General features: G+C 53.3%; 16 protein-coding genes. 8 read left to right on the plus strand and 8 right to left on the minus strand.

The features are described 5' to 3' along the window. The first annotated feature begins 1 nt into the window (after position 1). Complete coding sequence (locus J7394_RS07545; protein WP_209252017.1) at positions 2-391, plus strand: DUF983 domain-containing protein; 390 nt, start codon at positions 2-4, stop codon at positions 389-391. Between the two features lie 350 nt (positions 392-741). Here J7394_RS07545 and J7394_RS07550 read toward each other — a convergent pair whose 3' ends face one another. Beyond that, positions 742-1,230: a GNAT family N-acetyltransferase gene (locus J7394_RS07550; protein WP_209252019.1), complete on the minus strand. Its 489-nt coding sequence runs from the start codon at positions 1,228-1,230 to the stop codon at positions 742-744. 274 nt (positions 1,231-1,504) lie between these two features. On the opposite strand from J7394_RS07550, the gene J7394_RS07555 reads away from it, so the two are divergent. From J7394_RS07555 to J7394_RS07565, 3 genes are all read left to right on the plus strand, one after another. After that, positions 1,505-2,494: an AraC family transcriptional regulator gene (locus tag J7394_RS07555; protein WP_209252021.1), complete on the plus strand. Its 990-nt coding sequence runs from the start codon at positions 1,505-1,507 to the stop codon at positions 2,492-2,494. A 124-nt stretch (positions 2,495-2,618) separates the two neighbouring features. Beyond that, on the plus strand, positions 2,619-3,446 hold the full coding sequence (locus J7394_RS07560) for an oxidoreductase (protein WP_209252023.1): 828 nt from the start codon (positions 2,619-2,621) through the stop codon (positions 3,444-3,446). Positions 3,447-3,493: 47 nt separating this feature from the next. Next, positions 3,494-5,095, plus strand: coding sequence for an aldehyde dehydrogenase family protein (locus J7394_RS07565; RefSeq protein WP_209252025.1), 1,602 nt, complete (start codon positions 3,494-3,496; stop codon positions 5,093-5,095). Positions 5,096-5,367: 272 nt separating this feature from the next. Here the strand turns inward: J7394_RS07565 and J7394_RS07570 are convergent, their stop codons facing one another. Then, positions 5,368-6,390 (minus strand): permease, encoded by a 1,023-nt coding sequence (locus J7394_RS07570; protein WP_209252027.1) that lies wholly within the window; start codon positions 6,388-6,390, stop codon positions 5,368-5,370. Positions 6,391-6,475: 85 nt separating this feature from the next. Here J7394_RS07570 and J7394_RS07575 point away from each other — a divergent pair, with 85 nt between their 5' ends. After that, positions 6,476-7,333 (plus strand): LysR substrate-binding domain-containing protein, encoded by an 858-nt coding sequence (locus tag J7394_RS07575; RefSeq protein ID WP_209252029.1) that lies wholly within the window; start codon positions 6,476-6,478, stop codon positions 7,331-7,333. A gap of 472 nt (positions 7,334-7,805) precedes the next feature. Here the strand turns inward: J7394_RS07575 and J7394_RS07580 are convergent, their stop codons facing one another. The 5 genes from J7394_RS07580 to J7394_RS07600 form a co-directional block, all read right to left on the minus strand. Further along, a complete protein-coding gene (locus J7394_RS07580; RefSeq protein ID WP_209252031.1) occupies positions 7,806-8,477 on the minus strand; it encodes a response regulator transcription factor in 672 nt (223 codons plus the stop codon). Between the two features lie 99 nt (positions 8,478-8,576). Continuing rightward, complete coding sequence (locus J7394_RS07585) at positions 8,577-10,160, minus strand: ATP-binding protein (protein ID WP_209252033.1); 1,584 nt, start codon at positions 10,158-10,160, stop codon at positions 8,577-8,579. A gap of 1 nt (position 10,161) precedes the next feature. Beyond that, a complete protein-coding gene (locus J7394_RS07590; RefSeq protein ID WP_209252034.1) occupies positions 10,162-11,691 on the minus strand; it encodes an ABC transporter transmembrane domain-containing protein in 1,530 nt (509 codons plus the stop codon). Then, positions 11,601-12,752, minus strand: a complete 1,152-nt coding sequence (locus J7394_RS07595) for a hypothetical protein (protein WP_209252035.1) — start codon at positions 12,750-12,752, stop codon at positions 11,601-11,603. The genes J7394_RS07590 and J7394_RS07595 overlap by 91 nt, the downstream gene beginning before the upstream one ends. Positions 12,753-12,985: 233 nt before the next feature. Further along, positions 12,986-13,462, minus strand: a complete 477-nt coding sequence (locus tag J7394_RS07600) for an EF-hand domain-containing protein (protein ID WP_209252036.1) — start codon at positions 13,460-13,462, stop codon at positions 12,986-12,988. Positions 13,463-14,477: 1,015 nt separating this feature from the next. Here J7394_RS07600 and J7394_RS07605 point away from each other — a divergent pair. Then, positions 14,478-15,005: a roadblock/LC7 domain-containing protein gene (locus tag J7394_RS07605; protein WP_209252037.1), complete on the plus strand. Its 528-nt coding sequence runs from the start codon at positions 14,478-14,480 to the stop codon at positions 15,003-15,005. A gap of 1,357 nt (positions 15,006-16,362) precedes the next feature. On the opposite strand, the gene J7394_RS07610 is transcribed toward J7394_RS07605, so the two are convergent. Next, positions 16,363-17,016, minus strand: a complete 654-nt coding sequence (locus J7394_RS07610) for a GntR family transcriptional regulator (RefSeq protein WP_209252038.1) — start codon at positions 17,014-17,016, stop codon at positions 16,363-16,365. Here J7394_RS07610 and J7394_RS07615 point away from each other — a divergent pair. Both J7394_RS07615 and dctP read left to right on the plus strand, forming a co-directional pair. Next, positions 17,015-18,316, plus strand: a complete 1,302-nt coding sequence (locus J7394_RS07615; RefSeq protein ID WP_247748106.1) for a Gfo/Idh/MocA family protein — start codon at positions 17,015-17,017, stop codon at positions 18,314-18,316. The genes J7394_RS07610 and J7394_RS07615 overlap by 2 nt on opposite strands. Before the next feature lie 90 nt (positions 18,317-18,406). Continuing rightward, positions 18,407-19,417, plus strand: coding sequence for a TRAP transporter substrate-binding protein DctP (gene dctP / locus J7394_RS07620; RefSeq protein WP_209252039.1), 1,011 nt, complete (start codon positions 18,407-18,409; stop codon positions 19,415-19,417). Positions 19,418-19,441: the final 24 nt, after the last annotated feature.

Consider the following 19,441-nt stretch of genomic DNA (forward strand, 5'->3'; position numbering starts at 1 on the left):
GATGTCCGAACTTGTAATTGACGCCCACGGCGACAGCGAAGAGCGCCCCATCAAGCCCGCGATCATGAATGGGATGCGCCTTAAGTGCCCCAGATGCGGGGAAGGAAAACTGCTGCATAGCTACATCAAAGTGAACGATGAGTGCTCGAATTGCGGTTTGGATCTTAGCCATCAGCGGGCTGATGATGGTCCGGCTTATCTTACGATCCTGATTGTAGGCCACCTTATGGGGTTCGCGTTGCACATCTCATGGGTGACATGGAGGCCAGAACCCTGGGTCTTGGCACTCAGCATGTCTGTGATTGCAGTTGTAGGTGCCTTGGCACTGCTGCCGGTCATGAAGGGTCTGATTGTTGGATACCAATGGGCCAAACGAATGCACGGGTTTTAGCGGGCCGAACCCCAGTAAGTTGTTCCATCCAACGTGCAAAGAAATAGACAGGTGAAAACCGACTTCAGAGAGGTTTGCAAAGATTAAATTCTTAGGTCCGCTTTGGGCTAAGACCGGTCCTTCCTTGTTTCTAAGTCAATGACGGAAAAGTCCCGCGAGGCAGCCTTTTGTACTCGTCCCACTGAATGGCCGCCACTCAACCAGAGATCGCTTCACATAAAACCGCTTTCAGAGATGTTGGTGGTTGGGTATGGCGCGGCAAGTCACCCAACGGTTGCGAAACCAGCCATTTGTGGTGCCAAACCGCCACGACCGCAATTCGGACGAAACCGACGTCGGGACTATAACGTCTAAGGGTAAGTGGCCATAGGAAGGACAAGGCCCCAAGGAGATTCCTCAGCAGGTCGCAATTCCTTGAAGCCAGCTTTCCTGTATGCAGCAATCGCGCGAACGTTTCCTGGGTGCGGGTCGGTGGCGATCACCGGTGCGCCCTCCTCAAAAAGTTTTTTGACCCTTTGTGTTATGAAGTTCGGTCCGTACCCCTTTCCAGCCATGTCAAATTCGCCAATGAACTGGTCAATGCCGCGCGATCCGTTAGGCAGATCAAAGAAATGATGATCATCCCAACCATGAACGGTGTAGTCTTGCATATATGCAAAGGGTTGATCGGAAAAACCAACAATCCACCTAGCAACCCGCGTGTCGTCGAAATCCTTGGGTTCACTGGGCTCAGTAGAATCCCACCATTCGCGGACATGAGGACGCGATTGCCAGTCTAGTAGCAGTTCAAGATCGGCAACTGTAGCACTGCGAAAAGTGAATGGTTCCGCATGTTTCATTTCGAAAAACTAGCACATTTGTAACTAGAAGAAATGGGCTCTTCACGGACCTAGCAGCCAGAGCAGCAACATAGCGTGAGTTGAAAGATCAACGTCGGGTTCGAGAGTAAACACGATGCTAGGTCCTCACTGTTGCTCTATCATATTGCGCCAAAGGACCATCAGAACATGCCAAAGGCTTTCCAGCCTCTGGCGCGGTGGAAATCACATGCGAATATAGGATGCGCTAATACACTCGCTTCAGGAGGCGAAATCGCCAAACCGTCTTTACCCAATGGCCAAATCTATCACTCAGTTGGCCAAGTTGTTGAAAATCTCACCCGAGCAGGTTTTTCTCCGGGCGGGGCTACCGCGTGATTTCCTGCACAACGAAGGCAAGGGGGTCACGCCTGCGCAGGTGTTCGATCTGTGGCAATCGGTTGAAACAGAAGCTAAACGCCCAGATTTGCCGCTCATCTTGAGTAAACTCTTTGCTCACGCGCCATTCACGCCCGCGATGTTCTCTTTCTCCTGCTCACCCGATGTACGTACCGGGCTTCAACGACTGTCGGTGTTCAAACCGCTGATGGCACCGATCACTCTGGACCTCTCCGAGGACGACGATTGCCTGCATGTTGCCATCGGCTCAGTAGATCCCACCATTCCAGTTCCACCGCGAATGCTCTGGTTCGAAGCACTTTACCTGCTGGAGTGCGCCCGTTGCCACACTGCCGAGCATATCGTGCCAGTACACGTGCAACTTCCAGTCATTGAGTATCCGGGCGAGGAAGTACTTTCTTATCTGGGATGCCACCCAACGCCTGGCGCAAGCATTTCCCTGCGTCGCGAAGACGCGGACCTCCCCCTAATCACCGAAAACGAGGAAGCTTGGCCGGAATTTGAGAAACAACTTCGTCGCAAGATGGAGACACATGAAACAGACACGCCCATCGTGATGCGCGCCAAGCGGGTCCTACATGACATGTTGCCTTCGGGTGAGGCAAATATTGAGGCGATGTGCAAAAGGATGGCCATGTCCAAGCGCACGTTGCAACGTCAACTGAAGGAGCAAGGCGAGACCTTCCAGACAGTGCTGGAATCAACCCGTTTGGAACTGGCGATGCACTATCTGAGTGAGGAGGGGCTGAACGTCGAGGAAATCTCTTATTTGCTAGCATACCGCGAGCCGAACTCATTCTATCGCGCGTTCCAAGGCTGGACGGGCATGACCCCGGCCGAGGCGAGGGATATGTCGGAACTTAATCGGCGCCCACAACACAAGTGAACTGCCGCGCTATCGTACGCTCCGATCTGCGTTTGTATCCGGAGGTTCCGAACGCATCGACTTGGGCCAAACGAAGCAAATTATCCGGAACAAGACAAGTTATCCAAAACTATTGGAGTAAATAATGGCAAACACACAGCAAGTTGCGCTCGTTACCGGTGCGTCGTCGGGCATGGGTAAAGTGATCGCTCAGCAACTGATCAAGGATGGATTGACTGTCGTCGTTGCCGCCCGACGGGTGGAGCAAATGGACGATCTGAAAGCGCTCGGCGCGCATCCTGTTGCCATGGATGTCTCGGATGAGGCCAGTCGCAAATCCGCCGTTGCCGAAATCACCAACAAGTTCGGCGGCGTGGATGTGCTGGTGAACAATGCGGGATTTGGACTTTATGGCGCGGTCGAGGACGTACCGATCGACGAAGCACGTTATCAGATGGAGGTGAACCTGTTCGGAGCAGCCGCATTGATACAGGAACTACTTCCCTACATGCGCGAGAAACGTGCGGGCAAGATCATCAACATAACGTCGATGGGTGGCAAGATCTATACGCCCTTGGGTGCTTGGTATCATGCCTCGAAACACGCTCTCGAAGGTTTGTCTGACTGCCTGCGCCTTGAGCTGAAACAGTTTGGCATTGATGTGGTCGTGGTCCAACCCGGCATCATTCAGACCTCTTTCGGCAATGTCGTCGAAGGCCCGATGATGAAGTTCTCGGGCAATACGGCCTATGGACCGATGGCCAAAACCGTCGCCAAAGCAACCGCCGAAAACTACAAGGATGGTGGCGGCTCGTCCCCACAGGTGATTGCCGATGTTGTGTCCCGGGCGGTGAAGGCCCGCAGACCCAAGACCCGCTACGCCGCCGGAAAATACGCAAGCTTGATGATGGGCGTCCGCAAATGGTTGGGCGACCGTGCTTTCGACCGCATGGTCATGTCGATCGCCCGCTGATCCAATTTTTCCCAACTCGCTCCGACCGAACACTTAAGGACAATTAGATGAAAACCGACGACGCCATTGCTCACCTGAGCCCTCAGAAATGGGCCGACACCTCTCCCGCCGAGCGGTTAGCCCTACTGGAAGCTGTACGCGAAAACCTAAAGAAATTTGGAGGTGAACTCGCCGCCTCGGACACCGCCATGAAGAATGGTCAGATGGGCGAAGAGATTTATACCGACCCGTTATCAAAGATCGCCACGATTGTTCCGATGGCCAATACCGTTTCTGCTGCCATCGACGTTTATGAAGGCATCGTGCATGGAAAGATGCCAGAGCCGATCAGCATCACCAAAGTTGGTAATGATCGCTATGACATTGCGGTCTTCCCAATCGACACCAAGGACAAGCTGATGAACGGCGACCGGAAGGATGTCATTCGGGTCAAGGGCGAGCCGAAGCAAGTGAATCCGATGGACAAATCTGCCGGTATCACCGCCGTATTGGGCGCAGGGAACTATTCGTCGTCTTTGGAGATGCTCAAGGCACTCTTTTTCGACAACAAAGTTGTTGTGCACAAACCACACCACCTGAATGCCGAAAGCGATAAGGTTTGGGAAAAAGTCATGGCCCCGCTGATCGATCATCAGGCCCTGGCTTTCGCCGATCACGACCAGGGCCGTGTGCTGACGACCGATACCAGGATCGACAAGATCTACTTCACGGGCGGTGCGGATACCGCCAAAGCAATTCAAAGCGCCACCCAAGCCGAATTGATCTCCGAATGCGGAGGCAACAACCCGGTGATCATCGTGCCGGGCGACCGCCCGTGGACCGATAAGGAAATCGCTCATCAGGCGCACCAGATCGTCACAATCAACAAACTCAACGGTGGTGCAGTCTGCGGTCGAGTTCAAACATTGGTAACCTCGAAACACTGGGCCCAGCGGGATCAGTTCCTGGATGCCATTCGCAAGGCGATCGTCGAAGACACGCCCGCCGAGGGCACCTATTATCCGGGGGCTGGCGAGGTGAAAGACGGGTTCCTCACCGCCTATCCGCAAGCTGAGCGGCTTTCGCCGGAGGGCGGTCAGTTCAAGGCGGCTGAAAACCTGCTGATCACCGGGATCGAAGTGGACAGTTATGGCACGCGCAACGAGGCCTTCTGCCAGATCACAGGTGAGGTGCCGTTGGACGTGCCTGCCAACGCTGCTGAATTCCTGCCCGCTGCAGTTGCCTTCTGCAATGAAAAGCTGCTTGGCACATTGGGCAGCGCAATCCTGATCGACGAAGACACCAAGAAGACGCATCAGGCTGCTCTGGACCGAGCGGTGACTGAAATGGAGTATGGTGCAATTGCCGTAAACGCCATGCCACCCTTCATCTTTCTTTCGCCCTGGCTGACATGGGGCGGCAACGAAGAAGGCAAGGAGTTCGTCTCGGGAGTAGGCAACTTCGGCAACGCCATGTGCTTCGAGAATGTCGAGAAATCTATCTTGACTGCTGGCTTCATGTCGCCCGGTCACATGATAAAAACCAACAAGGGTGCCTTTGACACGCTGGCTACGGAAATGGCCAATTATGCGGTTGAGCCATCCTGGCGAAACCTAACATGCCTGATGGGTGGTGCTATCATAGGCGGTTTCCGTCGGAAGGATTTCTGAGGCCAGTGACCCTTAGCCACGGTGCGTTGTACGTGATGACCCTACTGCCATCTTGGCGGTAGGGTTTGAGGTTGTGGGCACTTTTCAACATGCTGAATTGGGCGGTTTTGCGCCTCTCGCGACCATTGGGAGCAGGCAGTTACCTACAGATAGAGGCGTTTAGTTACGATAAGAACGACCCACACCGGACGTTCAACTCGAGTCTTGAGATTTCTGTGTTGGTGGGCAGATTAGCCATTCGTTGACTGCTTGCTTTCAGTTGGCGTTGTCTCTTAGACGATCCACTCAAAGGCATACCCCGCTCCAATCGACCCGAAGACAGCAAGCAACAGATATAACATGAATGGCTTCAGTTTAAGCACCGGTGCGATGGCCATTGCACCCCAGATGCTGACTACGCCACCCGATACAAGGAAAGCCATCGCTGCGCCTTCGGACATGCCGCTGTCGATCAGCCCTCGCGTCAGTGGGAGTGCCGCGTACCCGTCGATATAAGCTGGGGCACCAATGAAGACAGCGGCGGGTATGGCCCACCATTTGTCTTCCCCGACATATACTGCCAGCGATCCAGGCGTCAGTGCCGTGTTTAGGGCGTACTCGGCTGCAAACGCCGGTATCAGGCAAATTAGGATAAGCCGACTGGTTGCCGAGAACTGTTTGCCAAAGGAACGTCGTCTCGCCTCGGACCTCCATACCCAGGGATCAAAAGGCTGACCTTCGCCGCATCGCGCAGCACTTAGTTGGCGAGCGAGATCATTATCGCGAAGCGCATTCATTGCCCAAGGCGCCCTGGAAAATAGCCCGGTAATCGCCCCCCCGAATACACCCAATCCGAAAGCTGCAAGAGTTTTGCCAATCGCAAAGCTCAGACCCAATGTTGCGGCGGTGGTCGCGAGCATCGCCGGGTCCGTTATCGGAGAGGACAGCCAGAATGCCATGATCGGTGCAAGCGGTACACCTGCAGCCAGCAACCCAGCCATTAACGGCAACACTGTAACACCGCAGACGGGCGTAACAGCTCCGATCAGCGACGCGGCCAACACCGATCGAAATGTCCTGCCCTCAAAGGCAGCAGCAATATGAGTGTCCGCGCTGCTGGCAATGATCCAGGCCGCAAGGATGATACCCGGAATGACGATTGGGGCGACGACAATCAAGCCCAAAACGACAAACTTTACAGCGTTTGCCGCGTGTTCCGGCCAAACAAGACAGACACCCGACAACAGCACCAGAGAAACGCCCCACATCAGGTTTTTCCGGGTAGATGGTCGATGGGCAGCGGTTTGATCGGACATTGCCTACTCCTTTGAACTTGAAAACTAGAGTGGCACGAGTCATCTTTGAAACGAATAGTTTCAATTTCAGATATTGGAAAAATAGATGGAAAAGCTGGATAGCGATCTTTTGCGAACCTTCGTCGCCGTTGCTGAGGCCGGTAGCGTCACGGATGGAGCAGCTCGTATCCACCGGTCCCAATCTGCAACGAGCCTTCAGATCAAACGCCTGGAGTCCATTCTGGGCCGCCCTGTTTTTGATCGGCATGGTCGCGGGGTTGTGTTGAGCGATGCGGGGCAGACGTTGCTGTTCGTTGCGAAAGACGTGACGGCCCGCCTTGACGCGATACAGCGGGAGATTTCCCACAATTCTGTGAGCGGAAAACTACGCTTGGGCATACCCGACGATCACGGGCGCGCCAAACTCGCGAAGATTATTGCGGCGTTTACCAGTCATCATCCTAAAGTCGAACTGGAGGTCACCTGCGCCTTGAGCGCACATTTTCCTGATGCGCTCGACAAAGATCTGTTGGACCTTGCGGTCTACGAGGTCGAAACTCCATCTGGTTTTGAGGAACTCCTCTATGAAGACCCGACTTGTTGGGTGTCTTCGGCACATCGGGATTTTTCAGTCGAAGAAGTCCTACCGGTGGCCCTTTTCGATGAAGCGTGTTGGTGGCGCGACGCAGCAATCAGTTCCTTACAAGCCCGTAAAAAGCCCTACCGTATCGTCTATTCAAGCCAAAGCGTTTCTGGCGTGATCGCAGCGGTAGAGGCAGGGATCGCGGTTGGATTGCTGGGCCGGTCGTCGCTTCACATCGGGCTATCCGTGGTCAACGAGACATTTGGATTTGGGAGCACACCTGCCTCCAAACTTGTGATGGCTTCAGGCAGACCGAAAGGGCGTGGGCCGCAGGACGCAATGAAAGCTGCTATTCGAACGGCATTCTTGTCCAGAGCATGATGGGCCGTTCTAGTCCTTTTCCAACCTTCTCTGCCTGCAGGATCAATGGCCGCTAGCAGGTGAATTGAAGCAATGGGCGTTGGGCTCGATGATTAGCTGACCACTCAACCGGAGATCGCTTTACAAAAATTCTCTATGCCGTCACGTATGTCATCCAAATGAACGGTCTGCTGGCGGAAGATGGTGAGATCGGTCAAGAAACGCTGCATCAGGTACTGATGCCTGAACAGAGCTGTCACGGCAGCCTTTGGGGAGGGCAGAAGAGTATTGAGTAGCGCCAACGAAAGTAGTCTGACCCGCCACATTTTGCGCTTTCATCTGGCAAGGCGGCGATGGGTCCAATCGTGGGAGGGCAATGTCTTAACCCGTCAGAATGCCGGAAATGTCGGCTAAAAACAGAAAGTGACCATCTTCTAAAATACTGAATTTGTCGCGGCCAACTAACCTACAGACTAAGTTTTCTGTGTGCTAGTCAACTCATCCTATACCCAACATTTCTAAGCGTAACGATCCGCTGACCCTCGCTTCCAATTTTGCGCCTTAGGCGGCCAACGTAAACATCGACGACGTTGGTTAATGGATCTTCGTTCATGCCCCATACGGAGTTTAGGATACGCTCTCGTGACAGGACACGACCTACATTGGTCAGAAACAGCAAAAGAAGATCGCGTTCTTTTTTGGACAGCTGCACCTCTTCACCAGCTACGGACACGTGGAGAGACCGCCGGTCGAAGCTTAGGGTTCCGCACGTGATGACGGACACCCCAAGATCGCTGGCGTAATTGTTGGCGCGCCGGTGCAGAGCTTCAACGCGCGCTATGAGTTCGTCGAAGTCAAATGGTTTCGGAAGATAGTCGTCAGCGCCAATTTTCAATCCTTCGACCCGTTCTTCGGGGCTGTCCAATGCGGTTAGCATCAGGATGGGGATTTTGGATTTACGGGCGCGCAACTTGCGGCAGACATCCTGCCCTTGAATTCCCGGCAGCATCAGATCCAAAAGGATGACATCGTATTCGCCTGTGGTCACGTGCTCTAGCGCTTCTTCCCCGCTTGAGGCATGATCGACGGTCCAGCCTTCCGCGGACAAACCACGACGGATGAAATCGGCAACGCGTACCTCGTCTTCCACAAGTAGAATATTCATGTCAGCCTCAATTCACTCGGTGCTTCAATCCATCACAATGCCAAAAGGAGTATGGCCGCTTCGGTTCTGGAAACAGATATTCAGATATACAAAAGAACATCAGCCCGTCTCTCGCCACGTATCAGATTGCACAACTTTCATCCGTGGGCCCTTGGGCAGTGTTAAGACAATTTTCAAACCACCCTTTCGACGGTCCTGAAGGTCAACGGTTCCACCATGGGCCTCGACAATCGATTTGACGACAGGAAGGCCAAGACCGCTGCCCTCGATCCCCTGACCCGAAGCGTTCGAACCTCTATAGAAACGGTTGAACGCCTGGGACTTTTCTGCAGCGCTTAAACCGGGCCCGTTGTCTTCGATTGTAATTGAGCTAGAGGCGAGGCCCTCTTCCAGCTTGGCCTCGATCGTTGGGCCGCCATAGCGCCGGGCGTTCTGCAGCAATGCGAGAAGGGACTGGCGCAGGCGGACTTCGTCAACGGATGCGAGAACTTTGTCCTTAGGTGTTTCGACTTGAACTGGCTCAGGGAACATGGCGATGGCATCGTGCAATATCTTTCGCAAGTCGGTCTTCCTGCGATCAAGCCGAAGCTGACCCGCCTCGAACCGTGCCACCGTCAACATATCGTCGACGATCTGATTGGTGTGCTTGGCAGAATCCCGGATACGGGCCAGGGAATCTGAGACTTCTTCGGACAGCTTGTCAGATGTCCTTAATGTGACATCGGCCTCTCCAAGTATGATCGCCAATGGCGTGCGCAATTCGTGGCTTATGTCGGCCATCAGCGTTTTGCGGTTTTCTTCCCCGGTCTCAAGTTTGTCGATGAGTTGCTGGAGCTCGGACGTTCTTGCCGCGACGGTTTGTTCAAGTTGTCTTTTTTGTTCCGCGCGGCTGGCTTCACGTGCGGCCAAACCTTCGGCCATGCTATTCAGAACGGTACCGAGTTCCCTGAACTCGCGACTGCCACCAAGCCTCACAGGCTCAGAGTAATCAGCCCTGCGCAGATGGCCGATACCTTCGGCAAGTCGGATCAAAGGCTTCCTGATCTGACGATTGAATGACACGAGGGCCACCAGTAGCACTCCAATGGCAGCTGCCACAATCATGTAGACCAATCGTTTGTTCCATTCCCGGAAAGCCGTGGCCTCTGTCAGAACGTCTTCGACTTCCTCGATCTCTTCATCGAGCGCGGATTTGATTTTTCGGTCCAGTTCGTCATCGATGTCTCCGTCCAGAAGGGCTGCCAGACGTTCGATGCGAACAAAGGTTTCAACCGGGCTGCCTTCTGCTGTGAGGCTGGCAATGGCTGCGTTCACGGATTCAATATCGTCTTCAATCTGATCGAGCAGTTCCAGTTCTTCGATTTCCTCGTCACCAACCATTTGGATTTCGCGCGCAATGACATTTCGAATGTCTTCGAGAGTTTTCGCGATTTTAACTTGTAGCTCTACTTCCCGGGCGCCGTCATCCCGATCCCCGATCAAAAGCGCGTCGCCATGTTGTTTGAACAGGCGATAAAGGTCCGCCTCAAGCCGGAGATGGAGTCCATAAGACTCTTGGGCCAGCAATATCCGGGCATCCCACCAGCGGGTTTTTTCCAGACTGTAGAGAGTCAGCCCCGCAAGCCCGCCCAGAAACCCGACGAGTACAGCAGCGTATATTCCAAACAGGGTGGATGAGCGCATATCAAATGACCCTTGAGTTCTCACGCATATTAGAAGGGACGGAGTCTTCGGCCAATATTATCGTTGCAGAGGAAAGCTCTTGAAACGTCGCGAGCAGTTCAGCCTTGTGATGTCGGCAGGCCGTCCATCTGATTGAGGCGATCACGACAACTTCGGCCTTGCCCAGAACAGCGCGCGCAAGATCCAGCCGCAAAGTCTGATCAGAGGTCAACCCGTGACCGTTTTCCGCGATGCGCTGGTTGAGTCCTTCTGTGGCCATAAGTAGGTCTGTTAGACCAAATTGCCCCAACACTTTCGCGATCCTGCGATCACTGGGACGTTTCCGGCACATCAAGGTTGCGGATCTGCGCAAACTGCCCTGAAGCCCGATATGGGCGTCTCCGATGAAAGCGAGTTTTGGTGGGGTTTGCTGATCACCATAGTGAACTGCGATGCCCTCATCAGTGTCAAAGCCCGCGATACATCGCGCAAGCCTGCTGGCATATGGCCCCCTCAGCTCCGAGATGCTGTTCGGTCGGGCAACAAAAGTAACAGGCGTTCCGTCAAGCTCTCCAGTGACGTCAATACCTATGGTATTGGTCTGTTTTGCGATGCTTCGTTTGACCGTTGGCTCTGAAAGAAGCCGTTGAGCTTTCTCGCGCGCGACGCGCCAGGCGCAGTGATAATCCCATGCACTGGCGAGGTTCTGCAGTGGCAGAGCGATCAGCGCCAACACCGAAAGACAGGCCGCAACGATCGCTGGTGCAATGTCTGTTTGGCCAGCTTGCCAAAGCACGAAGAGACCCGCAAAAGCCACACCTAATTGCAGAAACGCCTGAAGGCTGACCACTCGACTGCGGCGCACCAGCGCATCATTGCGCAGTGACGCACCTTGCGTGTCCAGCTTTTTCAACTCGCGGTCTGTGCGACCCATCAGATCGAGTTCGGGGGCGATCGCAATCCGCTCGATCATGGAGATCGCAATGTTGGCCCGGCGCCGGCGCAGTCTTTGGTGCTTATGCTCAAGATGCCAGGCCAAAGCAGCTGCCAGCAGGAGCGACAAACCAAGCGCTGCCGCGCCACTAACCGCAAGCGCGGGATTGAGACTATAAAGGATGAATGCCGCGCCCGGGATCACAACTGCCGCAGAACAGACGCTTGGTAAACCGCGTCCAAACCACAGCCGGGCAGCTGACAAATCACCAACAAACCTGAGGGATAGCGCACCAACTCGGCGCTTCTCATGGCGTGATTTGGGAAGCTGCGCGATTTGCTGATACAACACACGCCGCAAAGAGATCGCATAGCTTTGGCCAAGCGCTTCCGCGCGATATCGGGACAGAAACATACACGCGGCGCCGACCACTCCGGAGATGGCCAATTGCATTACTGTCTCTATGGCAAGCGCATGTCCCGCGTGTATCGCCCCAAACGCGTCCCGTGTCGCGAAAGCAGCAAAGGCTAGTGCAATCGCTTGAAAGACGCTGCTTGATACCACGAGGACCGCATCGGTGATGCGATCCCGTGTGGCCAATCTGGGGAGGGGGGGCATGCGGCCACGTTCTCTGGTTCATGCCGCATCAGGGGTGCAACATGCTGGGCGATCATTGCAGACGACCAAAGGTCTTCACGCGACAGGATCGGGCACCCGGTGACCTCAAGCGCTTCGGCTGAGGCGAGTGGTGAGCAACTTACCTTCCCGGAAATCGCAAACGGGCTCAGCCCAACCCGTTTCAGAACGGTAACTGCGCCTAATGCGCTCAGCGCGTCAGGTGCTGCAAACAGGATACCGTCCAGACGATCCCGAATGCGTGAGGATCGGAGTATTGCGCGGGTTTCTTGTTGGAATACGCCATCTGCGATTTCTACAACCACCACCTCGGCCCCTCGCGATGCGGCTGTCGCGACCAGAGTGTCAAAGCCGGTTTCGATCTTCTCCAGAGGCATCCGATAGGTTGTCGCCATTCCAACATCCGTAAAATCTAGCGCGGACGCGCCTGCATCCTCGAAACTGTTGAAATCGCCAAATGCACCGGTGCCTGTGGCTTTGATACCTGACACGGAATACCCCGCTCGCGTCAGGCCATGGCCCAGGCTTGACGCAGCGGTTGTCTTGCCGGAGTTCATCGATGCCCCAAAAACGCCGATGACAGTTACCCGGTCATTGGCAGGCAATTGGGGCAGAGCGTAATCCGCGATATTGATCACCCGGTCTTTGGCGTCGATGAGAAGGCCTAGGGGTTTCAACCTTGTGGGGTCCTCCATACGGATATGCGCGGCATCCACCCGGCCCGCTACACCGCCGCCCGCAACCAGATCGATGAGATCATCTTCGACAACGGCGCTGGCAAGAAACTGGTCTGGCGCATAGCGATCACCCAGGCACAAAACAACAAAATCGCCCGGATAGCTGGTCGAAACACGCCGCTCGGCTAGCTGTATTTTTTTGTGGTGCCCGATCTCGACGATCTCGCAGAGGATCAGATCACCTGCTTTTGCATTGCTCATCTGAGCGCTGAGGCCGTGTACATCCGACCGATCAACGCGGCGGGTTGTGAATGCCCATTTTGCGATTTCACAAGCACTGAGGGGGATTGGGGAAAACTGTTTCATGCTTTGCTCCGTGGCTGACGTGTCCATGGTTTCATTTTGTCAGCACCATGTGAGAAAGGTTGAAAAGGCGCATGAAGGGGCATGGTGCGATTGAATGAATAGTAGATGAACGTGCCGCGCTGCTGGGAGTGTTGGGCACAAGCTTAGCTTGATGCTAGCCCCACCCAAGTTTGAACCCGTGTTGGCGTTGATGGACGGGATGAGTCAAACGTTCTGCGATGGCTCGTCGACGATCAATCATCATCGCCGTCATCATCCCCACCATTGTCATCACCGTTGTCGTCGCCGTTATCATCTCCTCCGTCGTCATCACGATCGTCGTCTCGGTCTCCTCCGTTCCCATTTCTCCGATCTTCGCGCTCGTCTCGATCATCATTCTTCCTGTCCGAGCTTTGCCGTAATTCCCTGATCGAAATGCGGCTGTCACCATTTCGGTCGATATCGTCAATCAATCTGCGCGCACCTGCTTCTCCGAATGCAGCCACAAGTTCATTGAAACTAAGAACGCCGTCAGAGTTTGTATCGACAGAGCGAAAGCTCGCTGTCTGTGCAGTGGCATTGCCCGATAGACCAATCCCGATCATCAGGATAAGGGCGAAAATGAACGAATAGAACGTATTGCCGGATGTCTTTTTTCTGCACTTCGTCGCCTCGCGTCGATCTAACAACAAAGATATCCCTTTAACCGACGTTTGTTCCTTGAGATTCAAGTTTTTCTATCTCAGTAGGACAAGGTAGCGCGCTCGGATGAAGCGCTGATATTCTGATGATGAACGTGAGATGAATTTTGGCGACGTTATGGAGTGTTTTGCAGATTGTTTGGCGTGGAATCTAAATTAGCGTGTTCACTGGCTAAACTCATCAGATGATCAATTGATTATACTTTGCAGCGGCGTGAGTGGTCGGGTCCGACATGTTTACTTTTGGTCAGATTGTAACAGACCTTGAGTCAGTTCACTTCCCGTCTGAGATAATTTAATGATTTCGTTTTAAGTACTTCTACCCGAAAAAATGTAGGGGCTTCTCAACCGTTTTGTGGAGCTTGACGAGATCGTGACAGGTTCTTAACTGGTTGTGCCATCGCAAAATTCGTCAGGGAGTTTAGCGACTTTCTTCAATAGGCCAACAACTTGCTTGCGCTCATCGTTAGAAGGCATAGCAAGTGTTTCAACGTTAAGCCACAGCCGGTGTCTGAATACTCGCAAGGTCAGTTGATGAACCACTTGCGCCGAAGCTTCCATTTTTCGCCAGCATTAAAAATCAATTCTTACAAAGTTTTAAGCTTTCTGAAAGGTCGGTTAAAACTCTGGATACTCTACGGACCACTTATTCGTTTGGTAACGAGGCGAAGGTCTGATGCTGAATTCTGTTTTACCCGTTTTAGCTTGCGTTCTTTTCGAACTCGGACATTTGTGGCCCGCATTCCTTATGGGTCCGGAAAGTGTATTGCCTCTTTCAACCAACACTGCCCAATACTTGGCCCCTGCCTGCGTTGTCGCGTTGAAATTTTTGCACAAAGGTCAGAATAGCTCGCGAGACCCAAGCGCAACAGTTTTGAACGTGACATCAGGACCCAAGTGTCTTCCCCGTCAAGGGATAAGCGATCTCCCTTGTTTGGATGACAGATTGGTTGATCAGCTGTTTCTTCACGCCCAAGCAGTTCGAAGCAACAGGCACCTAGTTCGACATTCTACTTCCACGATCACAGCGAGAACTGGATAGCAAATGTCGAGACATAAAGGTGATGCCACCTCTGTGCTGGCCAGATTTGGCGAAAGGTTTGGCTTGGTTCAAAAGCTCGTCATTACCATCCCGCCTGCAAACAACAGGACTCGTCCAATCAATCACACGCGCGGTGCGGGTCAGATCAACCATTCCAAGGCTAAAAAGGAGCCAAACATGTCGTTAGACATTTCTAAACTAAGTGAAATCAAAGGTCTTCTGGGGGCATGCCTCGTCGACAGCGATACAGGCCTTACTTTAGGCACAGAAGGCGGTTCCAAGTTTGATCTTGATACCGCCGGGGCAGCGAATGTTGAAGTCGTCCGTGCCAAACTTCAGGCAATTGAAGCTTTGAAACTTAACGATACCATCGAAGACATTCTGATTACGCTTGGCAAACAGTTTCATCTGGTTCGTCCACTGGACAATAACCCAAACATTTTTGTGTATGTCGCGCTAGACAAGAAGACCGCCAATCTGGGTCTCGCCCGACTACAAGTAAAAGCTGTCGAAGAAACGCTCAGCCTCTAGTCCGCAACGAAATGCCAAATGGACTTAGCCATCACGTTATGGCTGAGTTCAGTTAACCCCGCATTGGTAACTGCGATAAACGGATCCAACGGTAAAGTCGGAGGTCTTAAAATGAAAATACTCGTCGCAGAAGACGACAAAAAGACTGCCGAATTTGTCAATTCCGGGCTGAGATCGAACGGTTTTAGTGTGGAATGGTATGATGGTGACGTAATTTCCTCGTCGCGCATTCGTACCGCGATCTGATAGTCGTTTATGACGAACCTCAACCACTTCTCATTGCTTGAAGGAGCCATAGGAAGCGAAGGCGCAACTAGAACCTTGATCTCAAGCAGCCTCCCCACTCGCGGACTCTTCGCCATGTCATCTGATTGCGAAGTCTTCTGTGCGATCGATTCGAATAGTGGTTTTTCGTACGTGGGCTGATAATCAAGCTGAACTACTGAGGACCAGCATTCCATCCATCTTAGTGCCTCTTGATATTCCTTTTCACCCGAAGGACGTGTTTCATTCGGCCAAATCGAAGCATATACAGTCCCACTTGGACCAACGCAGTTGGCGGCCCAAGCTATCCAAGTCGAAACTTGTTCCGGATACCAAGGAGGATCCACGATCGCAGTGAGGAATCCAGGGACACGGCTTCCCCCAAGGTTCACATCTCGGACTATTTGGGTTTTGTTACGTTGAAATGGCTGACGATCTATCAGTACCGCTTCACGACCAGTCCTGTTGAAATGTTGGGCTAGCGAAGGACATCCAATAGCCAATACTGGTTCGCCTTTGTAGACAATGTCCGACAAATCAGCGACAGTCTTTGAGTCAAATCGCCAATCAAAATCTAACGGGTGCGGTTCAGGGATAGAGCCCACAGATTGTCCAATCAAAATATCCTAAATCATTGCCACTCAATAGGTTGTACGACAGTTTAGTGCAATGCTACTGCTATGCTTTGAGCTTCGCAATGTGGCGCACTACAGACTTCGCCACCACATAATGCATCAATGGCAAGGATGGGCTCATTGCGGCAGTTCTCTGCAGGTAGGGTCAACTTCTGCTGCCAGACAGAACTAAATGAAAGTGTGTTGGAGACACAGGTCAGTTGACCACTCAACCAGAGATCGCTTCACATAAAACCGCTTTCAGAGATGTTGGTGGTTGGGTATGGTGGTGCAGGGCAACCCTTGGCTGCAGAAGCTTGGCGTTCTCGTCCCTGTTCAAACGGCTGCCTGATGCAGCGGGGTTAGGAAGTTGAATAGTGAACTTACGAAATTCATCTGGTAAGCACAGAAATTAAACTTGCCTATCAGGCCCCGCGGCGCTGATCCAAGTGATGGTGATAGGCAGCAAAAACAGCGAGCTACATAGCCTCAAGCGTATGTGAGAGGCCGTTTCGGATGTGATCTTCCAACAGCTTCTTTGCGGTGCTCGCGTCTCTTGCCAATGCGGCATCGAACATGCCCTTGTGCTCCTTGACGGCCTCTTCGCCGCGATAGGTCAGCACGAGCATCTGATACCGCAGGTACTTGTCGTAGATGATCGAGTGCAGTGACAGAAGGTTCTTGGAGTTGCAGGCCGCGATCATCGCTTGGTGAAACTCCCAATCATATCGTTTCCAGGTTTCTTTCTCGGACTCGTCGCCCTTGAGAAGCTGTTGTTCCATCAGGTGCAGTTTGTGGTGTGCCGCAACCAAGTTGCCCTCCCAGTCCGTGTCGCCGTTCGCAATGGACAATTCCAACGCGTGGCATTCCAACAGAACGCGCAGCTCTGATATCTCGGTCAGGTCTTCTCGTGAAACCGGCGTGACCAGGAATCCTCGTTGCTCGGGAGCTTCGACAAATCCGTCGCTGGCGAGCCTGTTCAGCGTTTCACGAAGTGTCGAAAGGCTTGCCGAGTAGCGTTCCTTCAAGGCGTCCAGCTTCAGTTTAGAGCCGGGCTGCAGCTCCCCGAAGATGATATCCCGCTTGATGCGCTGATAGGTGCTTGCACCTATCGTAGAAGGCTGTTTCGCCATGCGTTTCACCCGATATTATCAGTTTCCTCGTTCAATTAGCATTTTTCAGAGACATCAGCAATCCAAACTGATGTATGGTAAAAATAAAAATATCATACATTATTGCGGAATCGCAAAAACCCCAATACGGTCGTGGCCAAGTTGGGCAAAGCAGCCCGGTCGAAATCATCGGTTTCGGGATTGTCCGGACCCTCCGGAAGGAAGCAAAGTGTCTAAGAACTTTCGCATTGCCATTGTCGGCATTGGCCTTGTTGGACGCCGCCACGCAGACGCTATCCGAGCGTTGCGCCATGTTGATCTCGTCGCGGTGGTCGACCCCAGTGATGAAGGTCGTGCTTACGCCGTTGAGCACGGGGTCGCATGTTACGAGACCCTAGAGGAAATGTTTGCAAATCAAACGCCGGACGGAGCTGTGCTTGCGACCCCGACCACGCTTCATGTCGAACAAGGCCTCAAGTGTGTCCGACGTGGTTGTCCCGTTCTTGTCGAAAAACCGATCGCCGTAGAAGCCACTGCTGCACTTGAGCTTGTTCAAGCAGCGGAGAAGGCCAATGTACCACTGATGGTCGGACATCATCGTCGACACAATCCTTTGATCCGGTCGGCTAAGGAAGCCATTGTCGATGGGAAGATTGGAGATGTGCGCGCTGTCCATGCGAATTGCTGGTTCTATAAGCCAGACGAGTATTTTGATGCTGCGCCGTGGAGAAAGAAACCCGGTGCAGGGCCCATCTCGGTCAATCTTGTCCACGATGTGGATCTGCTGCGGTACCTGGCCGGAGAAGTCATGACCGTACAAGCTCAGTCGGCTGCATCGCAGCGGGGTTACGACAACGAAGATGTTGCCGGTGCGCTATTGACGTTCGAAAGCGGGGCGATAGGGACCATAAGTGTGTCCGACAGCATCGTTGCTCCATGGAGCTGGGAGATGACGTCTCAGGAATATCCAATCTATCCTTCAACTACTGAGAGTAGCTACATGGTAGGTGGCTCTCATGGGTCGTTGTCCGTTCCCGATCTTCGCCTGTGGAGTTACCAGAGAGAGCAAAGGGATTGGTGGACGCCAATCTCATCAACCGCGCTGAAGAAGGGCGCGTCTGACCCTCTGGTCAATCAACTCAGGCACTTTGTTGAAGTAGCTCGGAACGGAGCAGAGCCGATTGTGTCTGGATGGGAAGGTTTCAGAACGCTTCAAGTTATTGAAGCTATTCAGAATTCTTGCAGAACTGGCGAGACTGTCAGGATAAGAACCCTTCAGGAAGCGCAGCAACAGAGATTGCAGGTAATGAAAAATATCTGATATTTTGTAAAACATCTTGCAAAATGTCCAAAATAGGTCAAAACTCTGAATCGCAAAAAGAAGCATCATGATGTCTCAGGGAGGAGCAAAGTGATTACCAAACTTACCCGCCGGGCTGCCGTATCAGCCCTGGTTGCAACCGGTGTTCTGTTTAGCGCAACAAGTGGTGCGCTGGCGGAAGACAAAGTGCAACTTCGCCTCGCAACATCAGGATCGGAGACCGACCAGCGCTCGGTCGCCATGGCCGAGGTTTTCGCGCCCATGGTCGCTGATTTCGCAAATTATGAGCCCAGCTATAATGGAACCATCTTCGCCCAAGGCACCGAGTTGGACGCCATTAGCCGGGGTAACCTGGAAATGTCGATCACCTCGGCGCAGGAACTGGCGCAGTTCTTCCCCGAGTTTTCGATCTTTACCGCCGGCTACGTCCACCAGGACGCCGCACATCAGGTGGCTGTCTTCAACGATCCCTTGATGGATGCCTTCAAACAAAAGGCCGAAGAAGAGCTGGGCGTTAAACTCCTATCGGTCATGTATTTGGGACGTCGTCAGGTCAACCTACGCCAGCCCAAGGATGAGCTAACGGTTACAACTCCGGCCGATCTGGAAGGCGTGAACCTGCGGATGCCGGGCACAGATGCGTGGCAGTTCCTTGGCAAAGCGCTGGGTGCCGCACCGACACCAATGGCGTTCTCAGAGGTCTATACCGCTCTGTCGACCGGTGCGGTTGACGGGCAGGACAACCCGTTGCCGACCGTGGTTGATGCCAAGTTCTACGAAGTGACCAATCAGATCATCCTGACATCGCACTTGGTCGACCTGAACTACATCGCCATCGGCAAAGAGGTTTGGGACGGGTTGACGCCGGAACAGCAAGCCAAGGTTCAGGAAGCTGCGGATGCAGCGGCTGAATCCGGTCGCCAAAAGCAGCTTCAGAAAGAAGAGGATCTTGTCAGTTTCCTGAAAGAGCAAGGCATGGAGATCTACGAACCCGATCTCGCGGCGTTCCGCGATCAGGTACAGTCTATGTATCTGGAAAGCGAGTTCGCGGGCTCATGGCCCGAGGGCGTTCTGGATCAGATCAACGCTCTGGGCAACTGAGCCCAGCAAGACAAGGGAGGGAGA

The sequence above is a fragment of the Ruegeria sp. R13_0 genome, assembly GCF_017743995.1.
Classification (GTDB): domain Bacteria; phylum Pseudomonadota; class Alphaproteobacteria; order Rhodobacterales; family Rhodobacteraceae; genus Ruegeria.